We start from the raw sequence: 20,034 nt of genomic DNA, 5'->3' as shown, positions 1-20,034 counted from the left end.
GGGAGCCCGCGGCGGGCGCCCGCGGCATCCGGAACAATGGCAGGATCGTCGGCCGCCGGAAGACACTCCGGCGGCGCGGCGCGAGAGGGTACAGAGCGGAGGACGGGCGATGACCGTCGCCAACGCCCACGGGCGGACGGAGCCGTCGCCGCACGGCGGCGGCACCGAGCGGCCGGGCGGCGCCATCGGCGCCCAGCACTCCCCGGCGGCCGGCGCAGCCGCGGCCGGGGAGGCCGCACGCCTGCCCGAGGGGCAGGGGCTCGCGGCCCGAGGCGGCGCGCCTGCCGGAGACCTGCTCGGCGGCGCCGAGGCGCCCGCGGTCGGCGCTCCTTCCGAGGGAGGCGCGGCGACCGGCACCGCTCCCGGCACCGCTCCCGGCACCGACCCCGGAACCGAGGCGCCGACGGAGGACGGCGAGCCCGCGGGCGGCCGCTACCGGCTCAGCCGCGCCGGCATCCACAACGTCTGGCACTACGACGACCACGTCTTCGACTTCGCCGACGGCCGCCTGCTGCTGCGCGGACGCAACGGCGCCGGCAAGTCCAAGGCGCTGGAGATGCTGCTGCCGTTCCTGCTCGACGGCGACGCACGCCGACTGGACACCACCGGCAGCAGTCGCACCAGCCTGCGCTGGCTCCTGCTGGAAGGGCGCGACGACCGCTCGTCGGGATCGCGGCGGCGCACCGGCGACGGAACCGAAGCCGACCCCCTGTCGGAGAACGCCTCCGCGGACGGGGACGCCGCCGAGTCCCCCGCCGCCGGCGCGGACTCCGACAGCGAGGACGGCCCCTCGGCCACCCTCGGCTACCTGTGGGTGGAGTTCACCCGTTCCGCCGACGCCCCCCGAACCTCCTCCGACGAGCACGGCGCCCGGGCCTCCACCGACGACGGCGCCGCCGCTGGCACCCGCCGCATCACCCTCGGCGCCGCCGTCACCGCATCACCCGGCGCCGAAGCCCGCAGCGTGTTCTTCATCACCGACCGCGAGGTCGGCACCGACCTGCTGCTGATCGACGACGGCCGCCCCATGCCCGTCGACCGCCTGCGCGCCGAGGTCGGCCCGCACAACTGCTACGACGCCCCGGTCAACTACCGGGCCCGCGTCATGCGCGAGCTGTTCGGCATCGACGACCCGGTCCGCTACCGCAACCTCATCCACCTGCTGTACCGGTTGCGCCGTCCCACCATCGGCGAGCGCCTGGAGGCCGGCGAGCTCGTCTCCGTCCTCGCCGAGGCGCTGCCGCCCATGGACGAGACCATCCTCGACGAGATGGCGCGCAACATCACCGACCTGGAGCAGGCCCGCGCGCGGCTGCAGGCCCTGCGCTCCGCCCGCGAGCAGGTCTCCGGCTTCCTCACCGACTACCGCGGCTACCTGCAGCGGACCCTGCGCGTCCAGGCCGAGTCCGTGCGTGAGCAGGTCGACGCCTACCGCCGCCGCGACGCCGAGGTCGAGCGGCTCACCGGCGAGCTGGAGGAGCTGGTCACCGCCGAAGGCGCCGTGCAGGAGGAGCGCGACAGGCTGCGCCGAACCCGCGACACCGCCTCGTCCGACGCCACGACGCTCTCGCGCAGCGGCGACGCACCCGAGGACGCCTCCGACTTCGAGCGGCAGGCCCGCGACGCTGCCGTCTCCGCCTACATCCGCGCCGCCGAGGCGACGTCGGCGGCCGCCGGCTACGCCAACACCAACGAGGAACAGGCCGAGCAGCGCCTCGGCGCCGACATCACGGCGATCGAGCGCGCCCTGGACGGGCTGGGACGCCTGCACGAGCGGCTGCGCACCACCGCGCGCGCCGCCGGTGTGGACCCCGCCGGCCTGGGCCAGACCCCCCACCCCGTGCCCACCACGCTCGCTCCCCGCGAGAGCGTCACCCGGGTCAATCTGGAGGGCCTGGAGCAGGCCGTCGAGCGCGAACCCGTCTCCGGGATCGACGTGGGCGACCTGCGCGCGCGCCTGGCCGAGCTGCACGACCTGTTCACCGCGGCCGACACGGCCGCCGCCGAGCGCGAGACCGCCGTCGCCGACCTCATCGACCGGGCCGAGCGGCGCACGGCCGCCGAGCAGCGCGAGGCGGCCCTCGCCGGCGAGGCCGAGTCCGCCGAGTCCGCCTTGGAACGCGCCCGCGAACGTGAGCAGGCGGCCATCGGCTCCGTCCGCTCGGCCAGCGCCGACTACGCCGACCGGGTCCGCGCCTGGTGCACCCGGCTGCGCGAGACCTCGCCCGACGCCGACCTGGGCACGCAGCTGGCCGAGCTGGAGTCCCTGGTCGAGCTGCCGCTGGAGGACAGCCTGCGCGTCCTGGACGCCGACGTGCCCGAGCGGGTCGCCCGCCAGGCCCACGGCACCGTCGACCCGCTCCTGCGCGAGCTGCGCACCCGCCGCGACACCGCGGTGGGGGAGGAGCGGGAGCTCTCCACCGAGCTCGACGAGCTCTCCGAGCGCCGTGGCGCCGCCTCGGGCCACATCGCCCCCGAGCGTCCGGCGTGGGCCACCGCAGGGCGCGACGAGGCCGCAGGCGCCCCCTTCTACCTCGCCGTCGACTTCGCCTCCGATCTGACGTCCGACGAACGCTCCGGGCTGGAGGCCGCCCTGGAGGCCTGCGGCGTGCTTTCGGGCTGGATCGCCGCCGACGGCTCCCTGACCGACGGCACCACCCGCGACCTCCTGCTGGCGCCGGGCCGCCCGGTCAAGGGCCGCAGCCTGCGCGACGTGCTCGTGCCCGCCGACCCGGTGCCCGGCGGCATCACCAGCGGCGCGGTCTCGGCGCTGCTGGACTCCATCGGCCTGCTGCCGCCGCCCGGTGAGGAGGAGCCCGAGCCCCGCCACCGCCGCGACAGCCCTCCGCCGGTCTCCAGCGCCGTCTCCGTGGACGGCCGCTGGCGGCTGGGCGCGGCTTCCGGCGCCCACAGCAAAACCAGCGCCGAGTACATCGGCAAGGAGGCGCGCGCCGAGACCAGCGACCGCCATCTCGCCAACATCGACCGCCGCATCGCCATAGCCGAGGCGCTGCTGGCCGAGGCCGAGGAGCGCCGCGGCGACATCGAGCGGATGCACGCCGCGCTCGTCGAGACCGACAGGGCTCTGCCCGATCCCTCCGGCGTGCTCGCCGCCTGGTCGAGCCTGGACAACGCCCGGTCCTGGCTCGCCGAGACCCAGCGTGCCCACAGCGCAGCCCGCGACGAGTACGACAAGGCCCGCCAGGCCACCCTGAACCTGCGCGCGGAGCTGGCCGAGCCCGCCGCGCGCTACGAGCTGCCCACCGGCGCCGACCAGCTCGCCGCCACCCGGACCGCGCTGGAGCGGCTGCGCACCGGGTTGGCCGCCGCCCATCGCGACCTGGAGGACCTCGCGGTCCTGCTGGAGGACTACCGCGGCCACACCGCGGCCTGGGAGGACGCCCGCTCCGGGCGGGTCCTCGCCGAGGACGCCCGCACCGCCGCCATCACCGACATGATCACCGTGCGGCGCGAGATCGAACTCACCGACCGCGCCCGCACGGCCGCCCCCGACCAGATCTCAGTGGCCGTGGACCAGGTCCGCGATCGGATGGAGGACGCCGCCGGGCAGCTTCCCGAGGTCGAGCGCAAGGCCCAGCGCGCGCGTGACGACCGCGTGGCCGCCGAGACACGGCTGGACACCGCCGTGCTCGAACGCGCCGCGCAGGCCCGCCGCGCCCTCGACTCCGGCGGCGTGCTGCGGGCGATGCTCGCCCGTGAGGACGGCGGCGCCGACACCGCTCTGCTGACCGCCGCCGGAATCGAGTCGATCGCCGCCCACCTGGAGCCGGAGGAGGCCGCAGAGGCCGCCGAGTCCGGGCAGGAGGCCGATGCCGACCACGACGTCCTCGCCGGACGCGTCGCGGCACTCGACGCCCTGCTGTCGGAGCTGGAGGCCGGCCTCGGTGAGCCCGACGCCGACGAGCTCGACGACAGCGGCATCCTGCGCCGCCGCGAGGAGCTGCACGGCGTGCTCGCCGCGAGCGAGGCGGTGGGGGCCTGGACCGAGCTGACCGAGCCCGCGGGCCTCAAGCGGCTCACCGTCCACGGCGACGACGGCAGCCACGACGTCACCGCCTACGCCGACCATCTCGACGAGGCCGCGGCCGCCGCCGAGGAGGACGCGCTGCTGCGCGAGGAGGAGGCCTTCGAACGCCATCTGCTGGGCGAGCTCGCCGGTCATCTGCGCGGGCAGATCGAGGAGGCCCACGCGCTCATCTCCACGATGAACGACGTGCTCGGCGACACCACCACATCCCAGGGCCTGGGCGTGCGCCTGGACTGGCAGCTGGCACCCGACGCGGACGAGGACATCCAGGCCGTCGTGCCGCTGCTGGCCAAACCGCCCGAGCAGCGCACCCGCGTCGAGACCACTCGGCTGCGCGACGCGCTGCGCCGCTGCATCGAGGCCATCCGCCGCCTGGACCCCACCGCCACCGGCGGCGCCCAGCTGCGCGCCGCTCTGGACTACCGTTCCTGGTTCGCCTTCACGGTCTATGTGACCGACGCCGCCCACCCCGGCCGCGAGCGGCGCCTCAGCCACCGGACCGCCCTCAGCCAGGGGGAGCAGCGGGTCGTGGCCTACCTGGTGCTGTTCGCCGCCGCGGCCGCGCAGTTCGGCTCCCTTGCGGCTCAGGCGCCGCAGGCACCGCGGCTGATCCTGCTGGACGACGCGTTCGCCAAGGTCGACGAGCCCACCCACGGCCGCCTGCTGGGACTGCTCGTCGAACTCGACCTCGACTTCGTGCTCACCTCCGAGCGTGTATGGGGGTGCTTCGAGAGTGTGCCGAGCCTGCATATCTACGAGTGCCTGCGCGATCCCGCCGTCCCGGGCATCGCCACCCTGCACTTCACCTGGGACGGCAGCAGGCGCAGACTCGTGGGGGTGTGAGCGGACGCGCGGGCCGAGGATCCGGCCGGACCGGGCCGCCCGGTCGGCGGCGCGGTCGGCGCAGGCGTCCGCACCCGGCGGCGTCGTCTCCGCTCGCGCGCCGACCCGTCGGCGGCGTGCCCAGGGAAACAGGCGGGGGCGCCGCGTCCGGTCCGCCGTCGCGGCCCCCGACGAGTTCGGGCCGTGCTACTGCTTTGCCCTGACCTGTCCTAGTCTGCTGGGCGAGGCCTACAAATGAGCGGGTGTGGTGAGGACAGTGACGACGGGCCCTGCGACCTCCACCGGCGCTGCGCCGCGCCGGTACGACAGCAGTGCTGTGGCCGCGCGTTCGCTCCTGGACCGCCTGGCCGAGTCCGGTCTGGACCCCGCCGCGCGCCGGTGGGTGCTGGCGGCGCTGCAGGGAGACGACGCGCTGGCGGCCTGCGGCCGCGGCGAGGAGGTGCCCGAGCCGCCGCCCGAGCTCGCTGACGCTCCTTCTGCGGGCGCCCCGGCCCACGGCCGCCGCAGTTTCCTGCGCCGCATCGAGGTGCAGGGCTTCCGCGGCATCGGCAGGCCGAGCTCGCTGGAGTTCCCGGCGGGGCCGGGCCTGACCGTGATCGTGGGCCGCAACGGCTCGGGCAAGTCGAGCTTCGCCGAGGCCGCCGAGGCCGCCCTCACCGGCCGCAACCTGCGCTGGGACGCGATGCCCGCCGACTGGCGCGACGGCTGGCGCAACCTGCACTTCGACGACCGAACCGAGATCACCGTCGAGCTCCAGCTCGCAGCCGAAGACGGCCCCACCCGCGTGACCCGCGCCTGGACCGGGGAGAGTGTGCGCTCGGCGCGCGGCGAGGTGGTTTCGCCCGACGGCACCACGGCGCCGCTGCGCAGCCTGGGCTGGGACCCCGAACTGGCCCGGTACCGGCCGTTCTTGTCCTACGACGAACTGGGCAAGGCCGTCACCGGCCGTGCCGCCGAGCTCTACGACACGCTGACGGCCCTGCTGGGCCTGACCGACCTGACCGAGGCCGAGCGCCGCCTGGCCAAGGCCTGCGACCGCCTCTCCAAGCAGCGGGACCGGCCCGGCCACGAGCACGGCCACCTCGTGCGGCGGTTGCGAGCAAGCGACGACCGGCGCGCGGCTCAGGCGGCGGACCTGCTGGAGGCCCGGGACATCGACCTGGACCGGCTGGCCTCCATCGCCGACGACGACGGTCCGGCCGACCGCCAGCAGCACCGGGTGCTGCGCCGCCTGCGCCGCCTCTCGGTGCCCGAGCGCGGCCTGATCGGCGACGTCGTCAACGAGTTGCGCGGTGCGGCGATGGAGCTGGCGATGGCGGCCGGCACCAAGGGCGACCGCGCCCGCGGCATCGTGGAGCTGCTCAACCGCGCTCTGGAGCACCGCGAGCGCCACCCCTCCGAGACCGACTGCCCCACCTGCGGAACCGCCGGCGTGTTCGGCGCCGACTGGGAGCGGCGCGCCCGCGCCGAGATCAAGGCGCTGCAGCCGGTCGCGGCCAACGCCGCGGCGGCCTATGAGCGCGCCGACAACGCCCGCGACCAGGCCCGCTTCCTGATGGCGCCGATGCCCTCCTGGCTGCCGCCCGACAGCGAACTGGGGCGGGTGTGGGCCGAGTGGGAGGCCGGGGCCGAGATCGCCGACCTCACTCAGCTCGCCGAGCACATCGAGACGGTGGGCCGCCGGCTGCGGTCGACGGCGATCGCCGCGCGCAAGGCCGCCGGGGAGAAGCTGGACGATCCCGGCGACGGCTGGGGCGAGCTCGCAGAGCAGTTGGGCGCGTGGGTGCGCGACGCACGGGCCGCGAACGCCGCGAGCGAGACGCTGGGTCCGGCTGAGCGCGCTCTGGAGTGGCTCGCCGGGATCGCCAAGGAGATCCGCGCCGAGCGGCTGCGCCCGCTGGCCTCCCACGCCGAGCAGGTCTGGCACCGGCTGCGCCAGGAGCGCCGCATCGATCTGGAGGCGCTGCGCCTGGTCGGGCGGGGCGCGCGGCGCCGTGTCGCCGTCGACGTGGCGGTCGACGGCTCCGAGAACGAGGGCAACGCGCCCGGCCTGCTCAGCCAGGGCGAGTTCCAGGCGCTGGCGCTGTCGATCTGCCTGCCGCGGACCATGGTCCCCGACAACCCGTTCGGCTTCCTGGTGCTGGACGATCCGGTGCAGGCGATGGACACCGAGACCGTCGAAGGCCTGGCGGCGGTTCTGGCCGAGGTGGGCCGCCACCGGCAGCTGATCGTGTTCACCCACGACACGCGGCTGCCCGACGCTCTGCACCGGCTCGGCCTGCCCTCCGACATCCGGCGCATCCAGCGCGATGCGACGTCCAACGTGTGGGTCGCGGAATCGGGCCGCACGGGTCCTGCGGGGACGCCGGCCGAGGGGGCTCCGCCTGCGGGCGGGGGCGGTGCCGGCTATGGCGGTGCCGGCTCCCGCACCCCGTCGGGGTCGACGGAATCCGGGCATGCGGGCGATCTGCTGGGCGGCGCCGCCGGAGCGGGCTCGGACCCCTGGCGCGACTACGGCTCGCAGCCGGGCCCCTTCTCGGACCTGGGCCGTTAGCCGGGTACGGCGTCCGCGGCGGCGGCGGGAGCGAGTCGCTCGGCCACGTCGGAGACTCCGCCCTGGCGGCCCCGCGGTCGCCGATTTGGCAGAACACCCCCGGATCCCTGTATAGTCATCACCAACGCGAACGGCGGCGAACCCCCAGGGGGAACACCGCACAGGGCGTGCCCCTTTAGCTCAGTCGGCAGAGCGTCTCCATGGTAAGGAGAAGGTCTACGGTTCGATTCCGTAAAGGGGCTCCACCGCTTGATCGAGGTTGCGAACCACTCAAGTGGGAATGCGAACCGGTGGAGCACGTGTTCCCCGGTTCGTCCGGGTTGGGGTAGTCTCTAGAGATGCCCGGTGTGCCCGGGTCCATGGCGGAGTAGCTCAGTTGGCAGAGCAAACGGCTCATAATCGTTGTGTCGTCGGTTCGAGTCCGGCCTCCGCTACTGCCCTCGCCGCCCCTGCTGCGCAGGGTGCTGCGCGGGTTCTGAAGTTGTGTCCACTGTTACCAGCGAGAAAGGCACTCCGACGTGGCTGTCACTGACGTCAGGCCGAAGATCACCCTGGCCTGCCAGGAGTGCAAGCACCGTAACTACATCACGCGCAAGAACCGTCGGAACAATCCCGACCGTCTCTCGCTGAAGAAGTTCTGCCCGAACTGCCGGCAGCACCGCGAGCACCGCGAAACCCGCTAGTCGGCCGCGCCCACCGGGCGCTTCGGCCAGGCCCGGCGAGTGGCGGCGGCCCTACCGAGGCACGCGTGCACGAGCCCAGCGAGCACACCCGCTCGCTGGGCTATTAGTGTGTCGCCTGACCGCGGCCGCTCCGCCTCTGCGGTCGGCGCCGCGGGCGCGCCTGTCGGCGGGGCGCCAGAGGACAGTGAGAGGGAGCCGATGGGGATCAACCGCGAGTACGTGGGCCGGGAGTACCGGTCCCCGCAGCCCTACGAGGTGACCCGGGTCAAGATCCGGGAGTTCGCCGAGGCGATCGGGGACCCCAACCCGGTCTACTTCGACCCCGCCAGCGCGCGCGCCGCCGGCTACGGCGACGTCGTCGCGCCACCGACCTTCCCCGTCATCATGGGCATGGAGGGGATGTCGCAGGCGGTCGTCGACCCCGAGCTGCGGTTGGACTTCTCCCGGGTCGTCCACGGCGACCAGAGCTTCGAGTACCGCCGCCCCTTGCAGGCCGGCGACGTGGTCGAGACGGTCACCCGCATCACCGACGTCTCGGCCCTGGGCGGCAACGAGCTGCTGACGCTGGAGAGCGAGATGCGCACCGTCGAAGGCGAGCACGTGCTCACCGCGAAGAACATGCTTGTGGTCCGCGGCGCCGCCGAGGAGCCCCGCGAGCAGGACGCGAAGGGGCAGGGGAGCAGCGCATGACCGCCACCGTCCGCTACAGCGACGTCGAGGTCGGAACCGAGATCCCCGAGCGTGTCTTTCCGGTGCGCCGTATCGACCTCGTCCGCTACGCCGGAGCCTCGGGCGACTTCAACCCCATCCACTGGAACGAGCGCACCGCCAAGGCGGTCGGCCTGCCCGACGTCATCGCGCACGGCATGTTCACCATGGCCCAGGCCGGGCGCCTGGTGACCGACTGGGTGGGCGACCCCGGCGCGCTCGTGGAGTACAAGGTGCGCTTCTCCGCCCCGGTCGTCGTGCCCGACGACGAGAAGGGCGCCGAGGTCACGGTCAGCGGTGTCGTCAAGGAGAAGCTCGACGGCAACCTGGTGCGTGTCGCCCTGACCGCCCGTTCCGGCGGAGCCAAGGTCCTGGCGCGCTCCACCGCCGTCGTCCGCCTGGCCTGAGTCCAGCGGTCCCCGCCCGCGCGGGCGGGGACCGGCACATCCGTGAAGCAGGGGTTGCCCGTGTCCCGTCCCGAACCCGGCTCCGACCCGGCCGCCGCAGCAGAGCCCCGGCCGGACGGACCGCCCGGCCACGCGCCGCGCGAACCCCGCGGCCCGGAGGTGGCCGCCGACGTGCCGCTGGCCGACTACACGACCCTCGGACTGGGCGGCCCCGCATCCCGCTTCCGTGTCGCAGTCGACACCGAGGAGCTGATCGCCGCGGTGGCCGAGACGGACGCGGCGGGCGACGCGCTGCTCGTCCTGGGCGGCGGGAGCAATCTCGTCGTCTCCGACGCGGGGTTCCCGGGCACGGTCGTGCACGCCGAGTCCCGATCGATCTCCTTCAGCGACACCGACGACGGCCGCGTCCGGCTCCGCGCCGGCGCCGGAGTGCCCTGGGACCCGCTGGTCGCGCGCACCGTCGCCGAGGGGTTCAGCGGCATCGAGTTCCTCTCCGGCATCCCCGGCCGTGTGGGCTCCACCCCCATCCAGAACGTCGGCGCCTACGGCCAGGAGGTCAGCCAGAGCATCGTCGAGGTCCTGGTCTACGACCGGCGTACCGGCGAGCGGCTCACCATGGGCAACGCCGACTGCGGCTTCGCCTACCGCGACAGCGTCTTCAAGGGCGGCGACCGCTACGTCGTCTGCGAGGTCGTCTTCGAGCTGGAGCGCTCGGAGCTGAGCCGGCCCGTCCGCTACGCCGAGGTCGCCCGTGCGCTGGGAGCCGAGGCCGGCGCCCGGGTCCCGCTCGCCCAGGCCCGTGAGACGGTGCTGGAGCTGCGCCGCGGCAAGGGCATGGTGCTCGACCCCGACGACCCCGACACCTACAGCGCCGGCTCGTTCTTCACCAATCCGGTTCTGGACCCGCCCGAGTACGCGGAGTTCGCCCGCCGCGCGGCCGATCACCTCGGCCCCGACGTCCGGCTTCCGGCGCACGTGGACGACGAAGGCCGGGCCAAGATCTCCGCGGCCTGGCTCATCGACCACGCCGGCTTCACCCGCGGCTACGGTTCGCCCGCCCGCATCTCCACCAAGCACACCCTGGCCCTGACCAACCCCGGCGATGCCACCACCGAGGACCTGCTCGCCCTGGCACGCGAGGTCCGCGCGGGAGTCGCCAAGGCGTTCGGTATCACCCTGGTCAACGAGCCGGTGCTGGTGGGTGCGGCGCTGTAGGGAAGCAGCGCTGCAGGGAGTCGCGCGCCGCAGGGCTGCCGGGCTGTCGGAGGGTGCCGCCAGGCGCGTCCGGACGGCGCGGGAGCGGCGCCGGATGCCCGCCCCGCTCTCCGCAGCACCGAGCGACGCCCGCCCCGGCCATCCGCCCGCCGGCCCCGGACGACGCGGACGCGAACACCGCGATCCCGGCCTTCCCGATGCATCCGCGGACAGGCGATAATCCGGCGAATCTTTTTCTTCGTCCGGCCAAACTTGATTATTGGCGCCGCTTGCCCTTGTTAATGGCTTTGCCCATGAATTGCTAAATCATATTCCACTGCTATCGTGGAAAACATCGAAGGGGAGTAGTCCTCCATTCGCGCGGTCGACACACCGGCGGATCTTCGCGGACACAGGAGTCCGTCGCGATCGGCCCGGCCGTGCGGCCTGAGCTGGAAGCAGGCGGACGAGACCTTCGTCCCGGCACGTTTTGCCGCCGGGGCGAGGCGCCCGTTTCCGCTTCCGCCCGGCAAGGACGACGGAGGACGCATGGAATTCCTGCTCGCGCTCGCGGCCAGCACGGCTGTGGTCTTCATCGCAGAAATGGGCGACAAAACCCAGCTGGTCGCCATGTCCCTGGCGAGCCGTTACCGCGCCGCGACGGTCCTGCTGGGAATCACCGCCGCGACCCTCCTCGTCCACGGACTGAGCGTGCTCATCGCCGAGGTGGTGGGGCTGGCGCTGCCCACGGACTGGATCACCCTCGTCGCCGGCGTCGCCTTCGTCGGCTTCGGCGTGTGGACGCTGCTCGGCGACGAGCTGAGCGACAAGGACGAGGAGCGCGCGGCCTCGCGGCGGATCCGCTCCGGGCTCGTCACGGTGGCCGTGGTGTTCTTCACCGCCGAGCTCGGCGACAAGACCATGCTGGCGACCATCACCGTGGGCACCAACTACGAGTGGTTCCCCGTGTGGATCGGGTCCACGGTCGGGATGGTGGCCGCCGACGCGCTGGCGATCGGACTGGCTTTCATCCTCGGCAAGAAGGTGCCCGAGCGCGCCATGCAGATCGGCGCCGCCCTGCTGTTCTTCCTCGCGGGCGGCGCGATGGTGTTCGAGGGAGTGCGCGCGGTCGCCGGCTGATCCGCGGACCCCGCCCGCTAGTCATCCTCCGGCGGCGTGGCCAGCCACGTGTCCACCCCCGCCAGCAGTTCCTTCTTCAGCGCCTCGGGAGCGGCCGACCCGCGGATCGACATCCGTGCCAGCTCGGCCAGCTCCGAGTCGGCGAACCCGAACACTTCCCGCGCGATGCGGTACTGCTCCGCCAGGCGCGGACCGAACAGCAGCGGGTCGTCGGCGCCCAAGGCGATCGGCGCGCCCGCATCGAAGAGCCGCCGCAGCGGGACGTGGCCGAGCTCGTCGTAGACCCCCAATGCCACATTGGAGCTGGGGCACAGCTCCAGGGTCACCCCTTGGGTGGCGATGCGCTCCAGCAGGTAGGGATCCTCGGTGGCGCCGACGCCGTGCCCCAGGCGGTCCGCGGAGAGCTCGTCCAGGCACTCGCGCACGCTGCGGGCGCCGAGCAGTTCGCCGCCGTGGGGGGCCGAGAGCAGGCCCGCGCGCCGGGCGATGCGGAATGCTCCCTCGAAGTCCAGCGCCCGCCCCCGCCGCTCGTCGTTGTTCAGCCCGAAGGAGACCACGCCCCGGCCCGCGTACTGGGCGGCCAGCCGGGCCAGCGCCTTGGCGTCGAGCGGATGCTTGGTGCGGTTGGCCGCGACCATGATCCCGATGGCCACGCCGGTCTCGCGCTCGGCGGCGCGCGCGGCGTCCAGCACCAGCTCCAGCGTGGAGGTCAACCCGTCGAAGCGGGAGGCGTAACCGCTGGGATCGACCTGGATCTCCAGCCACCCCGACCCCGCCGCGCGCTCCTCCTCGGCGGACTCGTGCAGCAGCCGGTACATGGCCTCGGGTGTGGCCAGCACCGAGCGCGCGATGTCGTAGAGCCGCTGGAAGCGGAACCACCCGCGTTCGTCGGTCGCCCGCAAGTGGGGCGGCCAGTCCGTCGCCAGCGCCTGCGGCAGGTGGACGCCGTAGCGTTCCGCGAGTTCGACCAGGGTCGAGTGCCGCATCGAGCCGGTGAAGTGCTGGTGCAGGTGGGCTTTGGGGAGGCGGGAGATGGGACGTTCCATGACCCAAGGGTGCCTCAGACGCGAGCGGCGGCGCCGGGGTCCCGCGGAATCCTCCGGCGCCGCCGCTTCCCGCGCGGGTCGGCCTATGCGGACTCCCCGATCAGCTTCTGGATGCGGCCGACGCCTTCGGCGAGATCGGAGTCGCCCAGCGCGTAGGACAGCCGCAGGTAACCGGGTGTGCCGAACGCCTCACCCGGAACCACGGCGACCTCGGCCTGCTCCAGGATGACCTCGGCCAGCTCGGTGGAGGTCTGCGGGCGCTTGCCGCCGATGTCGCGGCCCAGCAGCCCCTTGACCGAGGGGTAGGCGTAGAAGGCGCCCTCGGGCTCGGGGCACAGCACGCCGGGGATCTCGTTGAGCATGCGCACGATCGTCTGCCGGCGCCGGTCGAAGGCCGCGCGCATGTCGGCCACGGCCGCCAGGTCGCCGGAGACCGCGGCCAGGGCGGCGGCCTGGGGGACGTTGGCGACGTTGGAGGTGGCGTGCGACTGCAGGTTGCCCGCCGCCTTGACGACGTCCTTGGGGCCCACGATCCAGCCCACGCGCCAGCCCGTCATCGCATAGGTCTTGGCGACGCCGTTGACGACGACGGTGCGCTCGGCCATCTCGGGGACCTCCACCGGCAGCGAGGTGAAGCGCGCATCGCCGTAGACCAGGTGCTCGTAGATCTCGTCGGTGAGCACCCACAGCCCGTGCTCGGCGGCCCACTGCCCGACGGCCCGGACCTGCTCGGGCGGGTACACCGCGCCCGTGGGGTTGGACGGGGAGACGAACACCAGCACCTTGGTGCGCTCGGTGCGGGCGGCCTCCAGGTCCTCGACCGAGGCGAGGTAGCCGGTGGACTCGTCGGTGACCACATAGCGCGGCACACCGCCGGCCAGCTTGATCGACTCCGGGTAGGTCGTCCAGTAGGGCGCCACGACCAGGACTTCGTCGCCGGGATCGATAAGTGTGGCGAACGCCTCGTAGATGGCCTGCTTGCCGCCGTTGGTCACCAGAACCTGGGAGGGCTCGACCGAGTAGCCGGAATCGCGCAGCGTCTTCTCGGCGATGGCCTCCTTGAGCTCGGGGAGCCCGCCGGCCGGGGTGTAGCGGTGGAACCGCGGCTCGCGGCAGGCCCGCGCCGCGGCCTCGACGATGTAGTCGGGAGTCGGGAAGTCGGGCTCGCCGGCGCCGAAGCCGATGACGGGGCGCCCGTCGGCCTTCATCGCCTTTGCCTTGGCGTCCACGGCCAGCGTCGCTGACTCGGAGATGCCGCCGATACGTGCGGAGATGCGAGGTCGGTCAGTCATATCACCATGCTTACACGCGCGGACCACTCGTTTTCCGCCTCTGCGGGGAAAGCTTCGGGCCCCGCATACGGGGGGTGCGCTGCCATGGGACCGCCGACGGGGGATTCGGGTTGGTCCCGCACCGCGATTGGGCATACACTCGTGCAACCGACGGTCCGGTCACCGGGCGCCGAGGGTTGTACTTCGGTGCGCGCCATCCGGATCGGAGGCTAGTGTGGGTACCGCGGTATCCGCTGAAGGGCAGTGGCTCAATTGGAAGAGCACCGGTCTCCAAAACCGGCGGTTGGGGGTTCGAGTCCCTCCTGCCCTGCAAAGGACACTTGGGCGAGACACGGCGCAGCTTCGCACTCGCGCGGCAGGCGTCCTCGATCGAGGCAGTTCCGCCGGAACAGTCCAGCCGAACCGTCGACTCCTAAGGACCTCAGGTGACACAGACTGACGCGGACGCCAAGCCGGACAGGGAGCCACAGCGTCGTACCGGTCCGGTGACCTTCACCAAGCAGGTCGTGGGCGAACTGCGCAAGGTCCGCTGGCCCACGCGGCGCGAGCTCGTCACCTACACGATCGTCGTCATCGTGTTCGTGCTCATCATGGTCGGTTACGTCTCCCTGCTCGACTTCGGGTTCGGCGAGGCGGTCACGTGGCTCTACAGCCAGTTCACCCCGGACGCGGGCGGCGGAGCCGGAGCCGGAGCCCCCGCCCCCGGTCAGTAGCGGCGCGCGGGCGAGTGCCCGTAATGGCCGCGACGTGTCCGGCCGGCCCGTAAGCTGGCAGTAACCGGCGGCGGCGCTATCCAAGTGCGCCGTCCAGCGCGCAACCGACGAGAGAAAGAGCTGCCGTGTCCGAGTCCCCACTGAGCCCCGGCGACCTCCCCACCGAGGAGCTGGATCAGTCGTCGGAGGAAGAGGCCGGTCAGCGCGCCGAACACACCGATGCCGCCGACGAGGCCGCGCTCGGGGCCGAACCCGAGCAGGGTGGCGCCGAGGAGTCCCAGGGCGAAGAGGCCGAGGACGGCGACGCGGTCGGCGGTGCCGATGAGGCCGACGCGGCTGGCGAGGCCGACGAAGCCGACGAGGAGGCCGCGCCTCCTCGGATCGACCCCGTCGAGGAGTTCAAGCAGGAGCTGCTGGTGCTCCCCGGCGACTGGTACGTGGTGCACACCTACGCCGGGTACGAGAACCGGGTCAAGACCAACGTGGAGAGCCGCACCCAGTCGCTCAACATGGAGGAGTACATCTTCCAGGTCGAGGTGCCCACTCAGGAGGTCACCGAGGTCAAGAGCGGCAAGCGGCAGCAGGTCACCGAGAAGGTCCTGCCCGGCTACGTCCTCGTGCGCATGGAGCTGACCGACGAGTCCTGGGCCGCCATCCGCAACACCCCCGGTGTCACCGGATTCGTCGGGCTGTCGAACAAGCCCGCTCCGCTGAGCCTGCAGGAGGTCGCCGACCTCCTCGCGCCCGAGCCCGAGGAGCAGCCCGAGCAGCCGCAGAAGGAGAAGGCCGAGCCTCGCGCCGACGTCGCCTTCGACGTCGGAGAGTCGGTCACCGTGATGGAGGGGCCGTTCGCGACCCTGCCCGCCACCGTGAGCGAGATCAACGCCGACACCCAGAAGCTCAAGGTCCTGGTGTCGATCTTCGGCCGCGAGACGCCGGTCGAGCTCGGTTTCAACCAGGTCTCCAAGATCTAGGGAGCCCTCTCCGGGAGCCCTGGCCGAGCGGTCGCCGCGAAAGCGGTGCCGGTCGGCGCATAGACTTGACGGGTTCGCCCTTTGCCGGGCGGACCCGTCGCGCCCCTTTGCGCCGCAGCGCGGGGGCGCGCACGCCTGAGCGGGGATCCGGCGAAGGCGTGGCCTCCACCGCGGACGCGAAGCTTCCGCTGCGGCCCGGCAGGGCGCCGGCCGCTCGGGATCCACGACACACAGCAGATCAGGCAAAGGACCCGATATGCCTCCGAAGAAGAAGATCGCAGCACTGGTTAAGGTCCAGCTGCCCGCCGGCCAGGCGACTCCGGCGCCGCCCGTCGGTACCGCGCTCGGTCCGCACGGCGTCAACATCATGGAGTTCTGCAAGCAGTACAACGCTGCTACGGAAGGCCAGCGCGGGAGCATCATCCCCGTAGAGATCACCGTCTACGAGGACCGCTCCTTCAGCTTCATCACCAAGACGCCGCCGGCGCCGAAGCTGATCCTCAAGGCCGCGGGCCTGGACAAGGGCAGCAACGACCCCAGCCGCAACACGGCCGGCTCGGTGACCGAGGACCAGCTCCGCGAGATCGCGCAGACCAAGCTGCCGGACCTCAACACCGAGGACCTGGACCTGGCGACCAAGATCGTGAGTGGCACCGCCCGTTCCATGGGCATCCGGATCAAGTAACAGCCCGAGTCGGCCCGAAAGCCGACAGGCCGACCGTGGAAGGGCCGGCGCTGGCCCTCACCACACCTCTCGTTTTGGAGAAGCAGTGAAGCGCAGCAAGAACCACGCCAAGGCCAGCCAGCTGGTCGACAGGAACAAGCTCTACGCGCCGCTGGACGCGGTGAAGCTGGCCAAGCAGACCAGCGTCGTGAAGTTCGACCCGACCGTCGAGATCGCACTGCGCCTGGGCGTCGACCCGCGCAAGGCCGACCAGATGGTCCGCGGCACCGTGAACCTGCCGCACGGCACCGGCAAGACCGCCCGGGTCCTGGTCTTCGCCACCGGTGACCGCGCCGAGCAGGCCCGCCAGGCCGGCGCCGACTACGTCGGCGACGACGACCTCGTCGAGGAGATCCAGAAGGGCTTCCTGGAGTTCGACTCCGTCGTGGCCACACCCGACCTGATGGGCAAGGTCGGTCGCCTGGGCCGCATCCTGGGTCCCCGCGGCATGATGCCCAACCCCAAGACCGGCACCGTCACGCCCGACGTCGCCAAGGCCGTCTCCGAGATCAAGGGCGGCAAGATCGAGTTCCGCGTCGACCGGCACGGCAACCTGCACTTCATCATCGGCAAGCTCTCCTTCGACGAGAGCCAGCTGGTGGAGAACTACGGGGCCGCGCTCGACGAGGTCATTCGGCTCAAGCCCTCCGCGGCCAAGGGCCGGTACCTGCGGAAGTCGACCCTGACCACGACCATGGGTCCGGGCATCCCGGTCGACCCCAACATCACCCGGCCCGCCGCCGCCTGACGGCGGCCGTGTGACGGCAGCGCTACGAACGCCCCGGCTCTTCGCGAGGAGCCGGGGCGTTCGTTCGTGCGGCGGCCTCAGGGCAGAAGCCGGGGGCCGCGGGCGGCTAGAGCCGGTGGACCTCGCCCGGCTCGGGGGCCTCGAAGGAGGTGGAGCCGATGTCGGAGAAGGCCAGTTGCACCTCGACGTCGTCGTCGGAGGTCTCCAGGCGCACCGGCAGGCCCTCCTCGTCGATCCACACGGCGAAGGCGACCGGGCCCGCGGCCGGGCCGCCCAGAATCCCTTCGACGGTCTCGCGGGCCTGGCCGAGGTCCTCGACCTCGGCCTGCTTTGCCTCGCCCTCGACGAGCGTCGCGGTGGTGCCGTCGACCTTCTCCGCGTCCTCCTGCGTGATCAGGTCCTCATCGGCGAGTTCCTCCAGCAGGGGCGCCAGCTCGCCGGGAGCCAGGGGCGGCGGCGCGGGCGCCTCGGCGCCTTCGAGACCGCGGACCCACTCGGTGCCGCCCGGGAACGCGCCGTGGCTGTTGGAGATGATCGGCGAGCCGCCGTCCGGCTCGACGATCATGGTGACACTGCTCAGCTCCTCCGCGGAGAGCCCGGCGTCCCGGCCGGTCATCTGCAGGGACTGCAGGATGAGTTCGCCCAGCGCCGGCATGGTCGCGGTGACGCGGTCGGGCAGGTCCGGGCCCTGCACCTCGTAGGTGTTGCTCGCCGAGGACATCGCGGCCTCGGAGTCCACGGCCGCCGCCTCGGCGTCGAGTGTGAAGTTGTCGGTCTCCGCGGTGCTCTCGGCGAGGGTGTCGATGAGGCCGGGGAGCCCGCTCTTCTCCGTCGGCGACGGATCGGCGGTCGCGGTCGGCCCGGAGGACTCCTCGGGCGCCCCGTCCGTTCCACCGCAGGCGGACAGCGGCACGAGGGCGGCCGCAAGCGCGGTGGAGGCCAGGGGCTTTCGGGGGATCTGCACGCGAACGGTTCCTGTTCTTCGTTCGGGGGATTTCGGGCGGTGACGGAGCACCGTCGGTGAGCGGGGGATGCTCCAAAAGGGCGATTATGCCCTAGATGCAGGACATAACATCAGAAACCGGGCGTGCTGCGGGTGGAGGTTACGGTTTCGGTACCGTTCCGCGGCCAGGCGGCTGCCCGGCCCCTCGGGGGCGCCGCGTGTCGCCGATCCGGCCTCGGCCCCGAACGAGGCGGAGCCGAAGCCGCGGGGCACGCGCACCGCCTCGGCCGTGCGGTCCGAGGCCTCCATGCGCAGCGGCATGCCCTCCTGGCCGACCCGTGGCGCGATCTCGGCCACGCACTCGGCCGGACCGACGACCGGCCCCGGCACTCCCGTGCGTCGGTTAGACTGGTACACGCCGAAGACCGCCGGTCGCCACCCCGAGGGTGGCCTAAGGCCCCATGCGAATGGGCGGCCCGCGCAGGTGTCACGAACGAGCGACGGCCATGCCGTGTCGCGCCCCGTGCCTCCTGCGCCCGGGGCTTTTTTTATGTGCCTCCCGCCTGCCCAACCGCCAGGACCTTTGCTTCGGACCGGCGTTCACAGTTGGAAGGAGTCCCATGGCGAGGCCGGACAAGGCAGCCGCGGTCGCCGAGCTCAAGAACGAATTCGAGAGCTCGCAGGGCGCTGTGCTGACCGAATACCGGGGGCTCAGCGTGGCGCAGGTGAGTCAACTGCGCCGCAACCTCGGCCAGAACGCGCGTTTCCGCATCGTGAAGAACACGCTCAGCAAGATCGCGGCCACCGAGGCCGGTCTTGACGACCAGGTCCAGGACCTGTTCGAGGGCCCCTCGGCCATCGCCTTCGTCCGCGGGGACGTGGTCGAGGCCGCCAAGGGCCTGCGTGACTTCGCGAAGGGGAACTCGCCGCTGGTGATCAAGGGCGGTGTCATCGACGGAAAGGTGATGACACCCGAGCAGATCACCCAGCTGGCCGATCTGGAGTCCCGCGAGGTTCTGCTCGCGAAGATGGCCGGCGCGCTCAAGGCCAAGCAGGGCCAGGCCGCCCGTCTGTTCCAGGCGCTTCCCCTCAAGGCTGTGCGGCTCGCCCAGGCGCTGCACGACAAGCGCTCCGACGAGGGCACCGAGGGCTAGCGACGACCCCGTCGGCGTGGCCGCGCCGGCGTCAGGCTCGGCACGGCGCCGCACGGCGCGCGTGTTGGTAGAGAAAGAGAGACCGCAATCATGGCGAAGCTCAGCAACGAAGAGCTCCTCAGCGCCTTCGAGGAGATGACCCTCCTGGAGCTGTCGGAGTTCGTCAAGCAGTTCGAGGAGAAGTTCGACGTCGAGGCCGCCGCGCCGGCCGCCGCCGTCATGGCCGCCCCGGCCGGCGGCGGGGGCGCCGAGGAGGAGGTCGAGGAGCAGACCGAGTTCGACGTCATCCTCGACTCCGCCGGCGACAAGAAGATCCAGGTCATCAAGGAGGTCCGTGGTCTGACCGACCTGGGCCTCAAGGAGGCCAAGGACCTGGTCGACAACGCCCCCAAGCCGCTGATGGAGGGCGTCAGCAAGGACAACGCCGACAAGGCCAAGGAGGCCCTTGAAGGCGCCGGCGCCACCGTCACGCTCAAGTAGCACCGAGCGGACCCCCGCCGTGCCGTGTGCGCGGCTCGGCGGATCTGCGCATAAAGGCGGCCGTCCCGCGGGACGGCCGCCTTTCGTATGTGTCGCCGCGGCAGCGCCGGTGTGCGGAGGCGCGCCCGCGTGCGGCGCGTAGCGGAGCCGACGCCGGGCGGTGCGGCCGCGCCGGCGGTGGACGGGCCCGCCGGCTCCGGAGACCGGGCCGACGGGTGCGGCGGTGGAGGCGTCTCGGGCGTGTCCGCTCCGGCCGGTTTGCGGACACGCCCGAAAGCGCGGTTCAATCGTGTCCGAATACTGACGGCCGATGCGGGCGCCCGACGGTGGCGAAGGACGGGGCGGCGGATGCCCGAGGAGAGCTCCCGCGTTCGCGTGCACGG

General features: G+C 72.4%; 16 protein-coding genes and 3 tRNA genes. 16 read left to right on the top strand and 3 right to left on the bottom strand.

All coding sequences use genetic code 11. From position 1 onward, the window contains the following. Positions 1 to 109 precede the first annotated feature (109 nt). From LP52_RS17215 to LP52_RS17175, 9 genes are all read left to right on the top strand, one after another. Positions 110 to 4,891 (top strand): TIGR02680 family protein, encoded by a 4,782-nt coding sequence (locus LP52_RS17215; protein WP_084723277.1) that lies wholly within the window; start codon positions 110 to 112, stop codon positions 4,889 to 4,891. Positions 4,892 to 5,135: 244 nt separating this feature from the next. Beyond that, the gene (locus tag LP52_RS17210; protein ID WP_084723276.1) at positions 5,136 to 7,445 is read left to right on the top strand and encodes an AAA family ATPase; all 2,310 of its coding nucleotides are present in this window, start codon (positions 5,136 to 5,138) and stop codon (positions 7,443 to 7,445) included. A gap of 169 nt (positions 7,446 to 7,614) precedes the next feature. Next, positions 7,615 to 7,690 (top strand) — tRNA-Thr (locus LP52_RS17205). A gap of 116 nt (positions 7,691 to 7,806) precedes the next feature. Beyond that, positions 7,807 to 7,879 (top strand) — tRNA-Met (locus tag LP52_RS17200). 84 nt (positions 7,880 to 7,963) lie between these two features. Beyond that, entirely contained in the window at positions 7,964 to 8,128 is a 165-nt protein-coding gene (gene rpmG / locus LP52_RS17195; protein ID WP_040274966.1) for a 50S ribosomal protein L33, read from the top strand. 198 nt (positions 8,129 to 8,326) lie between these two features. Then, positions 8,327 to 8,818 carry a MaoC family dehydratase N-terminal domain-containing protein gene (locus tag LP52_RS17190; protein WP_040274965.1) on the top strand — a complete coding sequence of 164 codons (492 nt, stop codon included), beginning with the start codon at positions 8,327 to 8,329 and terminating at the stop codon, positions 8,816 to 8,818. Then, entirely contained in the window at positions 8,815 to 9,243 is a 429-nt protein-coding gene (locus LP52_RS17185) for a MaoC family dehydratase (RefSeq protein WP_040274964.1), read from the top strand. The genes LP52_RS17190 and LP52_RS17185 overlap by 4 nt, the downstream gene beginning before the upstream one ends. Before the next feature lie 159 nt (positions 9,244 to 9,402). Then, positions 9,403 to 10,458: a UDP-N-acetylmuramate dehydrogenase gene (locus LP52_RS17180; protein WP_193790009.1), complete on the top strand. Its 1,056-nt coding sequence runs from the start codon at positions 9,403 to 9,405 to the stop codon at positions 10,456 to 10,458. Between the two features lie 528 nt (positions 10,459 to 10,986). Then, positions 10,987 to 11,577 (top strand): TMEM165/GDT1 family protein, encoded by a 591-nt coding sequence (locus LP52_RS17175; protein WP_040274963.1) that lies wholly within the window; start codon positions 10,987 to 10,989, stop codon positions 11,575 to 11,577. Positions 11,578 to 11,594: 17 nt separating this feature from the next. On the opposite strand, the gene LP52_RS17170 is transcribed toward LP52_RS17175, so the two are convergent. Both LP52_RS17170 and LP52_RS17165 read right to left on the bottom strand, forming a co-directional pair. After that, positions 11,595 to 12,623 (bottom strand): adenosine deaminase, encoded by a 1,029-nt coding sequence (locus LP52_RS17170; protein ID WP_040274961.1) that lies wholly within the window; start codon positions 12,621 to 12,623, stop codon positions 11,595 to 11,597. A gap of 83 nt (positions 12,624 to 12,706) precedes the next feature. Further along, positions 12,707 to 13,915: a pyridoxal phosphate-dependent aminotransferase gene (locus LP52_RS17165; protein ID WP_040274959.1), complete on the bottom strand. Its 1,209-nt coding sequence runs from the start codon at positions 13,913 to 13,915 to the stop codon at positions 12,707 to 12,709. A 237-nt stretch (positions 13,916 to 14,152) separates the two neighbouring features. On the opposite strand from LP52_RS17165, the gene LP52_RS17160 reads away from it, so the two are divergent. From LP52_RS17160 to rplA, 5 genes are all read left to right on the top strand, one after another. Beyond that, positions 14,153 to 14,225, top strand: a tRNA-Trp gene (locus tag LP52_RS17160). Positions 14,226 to 14,340: 115 nt separating this feature from the next. Then, positions 14,341 to 14,628, top strand: coding sequence for a preprotein translocase subunit SecE (gene secE, locus LP52_RS17155; protein ID WP_040274958.1), 288 nt, complete (start codon positions 14,341 to 14,343; stop codon positions 14,626 to 14,628). A 125-nt stretch (positions 14,629 to 14,753) separates the two neighbouring features. Continuing rightward, positions 14,754 to 15,602 carry a transcription termination/antitermination protein NusG gene (gene nusG, locus LP52_RS17150; protein WP_040274956.1) on the top strand — a complete coding sequence of 283 codons (849 nt, stop codon included), beginning with the start codon at positions 14,754 to 14,756 and terminating at the stop codon, positions 15,600 to 15,602. Between the two features lie 256 nt (positions 15,603 to 15,858). Beyond that, positions 15,859 to 16,287 (top strand): 50S ribosomal protein L11, encoded by a 429-nt coding sequence (gene rplK / locus LP52_RS17145; RefSeq protein WP_040274955.1) that lies wholly within the window; start codon positions 15,859 to 15,861, stop codon positions 16,285 to 16,287. An 85-nt stretch (positions 16,288 to 16,372) separates the two neighbouring features. Beyond that, positions 16,373 to 17,074, top strand: a complete 702-nt coding sequence (rplA, locus tag LP52_RS17140) for a 50S ribosomal protein L1 (protein WP_040274953.1) — start codon at positions 16,373 to 16,375, stop codon at positions 17,072 to 17,074. Positions 17,075 to 17,180: 106 nt separating this feature from the next. On the opposite strand, the gene LP52_RS17135 is transcribed toward rplA, so the two are convergent. Further along, positions 17,181 to 18,038: a hypothetical protein gene (locus tag LP52_RS17135; RefSeq protein WP_040274951.1), complete on the bottom strand. Its 858-nt coding sequence runs from the start codon at positions 18,036 to 18,038 to the stop codon at positions 17,181 to 17,183. Positions 18,039 to 18,637: 599 nt separating this feature from the next. Here LP52_RS17135 and rplJ point away from each other — a divergent pair. After that, positions 18,638 to 19,171, top strand: a complete 534-nt coding sequence (gene rplJ / locus LP52_RS17125; RefSeq protein ID WP_040274948.1) for a 50S ribosomal protein L10 — start codon at positions 18,638 to 18,640, stop codon at positions 19,169 to 19,171. Positions 19,172 to 19,261: 90 nt separating this feature from the next. After that, entirely contained in the window at positions 19,262 to 19,651 is a 390-nt protein-coding gene (gene rplL / locus LP52_RS17120; protein WP_040274946.1) for a 50S ribosomal protein L7/L12, read from the top strand. Positions 19,652 to 20,034: the final 383 nt, after the last annotated feature.

The organism is Streptomonospora alba, assembly GCF_000826685.1.
Classification (GTDB): domain Bacteria; phylum Actinomycetota; class Actinomycetes; order Streptosporangiales; family Streptosporangiaceae; genus Streptomonospora; species Streptomonospora alba.
The sequence above is the reverse complement of the archived record's forward strand: the minus strand, read 5'-3'. Positions and strand labels throughout refer to the sequence as shown.

What these genes read in the sequence shown, in the direction of transcription:
- LP52_RS17215 (WP_084723277.1), top strand. Translation starts at nt 110, where the DNA reads ATGACCGTCGCCAACGCCCACGGGCGGACGGAGCCGTCGCCGCACGGC.
- LP52_RS17190 (WP_040274965.1), top strand. Translation starts at nt 8,327, where the DNA reads ATGGGGATCAACCGCGAGTACGTGGGCCGGGAGTACCGGTCCCCGCAG.
- LP52_RS17185 (WP_040274964.1), top strand. Translation starts at nt 8,815, where the DNA reads ATGACCGCCACCGTCCGCTACAGCGACGTCGAGGTCGGAACCGAGATC.
- LP52_RS17175 (WP_040274963.1), top strand. Translation starts at nt 10,987, where the DNA reads ATGGAATTCCTGCTCGCGCTCGCGGCCAGCACGGCTGTGGTCTTCATC.
- LP52_RS17170 (WP_040274961.1), bottom strand. Translation starts at nt 12,623, where the DNA reads ATGGAACGTCCCATCTCCCGCCTCCCCAAAGCCCACCTGCACCAGCAC.
- LP52_RS17165 (WP_040274959.1), bottom strand. Translation starts at nt 13,915, where the DNA reads ATGACTGACCGACCTCGCATCTCCGCACGTATCGGCGGCATCTCCGAG.
- rplK (WP_040274955.1), top strand. Translation starts at nt 15,859, where the DNA reads ATGCCTCCGAAGAAGAAGATCGCAGCACTGGTTAAGGTCCAGCTGCCC.
- rplJ (WP_040274948.1), top strand. Translation starts at nt 18,638, where the DNA reads ATGGCGAGGCCGGACAAGGCAGCCGCGGTCGCCGAGCTCAAGAACGAA.
- rplL (WP_040274946.1), top strand. Translation starts at nt 19,262, where the DNA reads ATGGCGAAGCTCAGCAACGAAGAGCTCCTCAGCGCCTTCGAGGAGATG.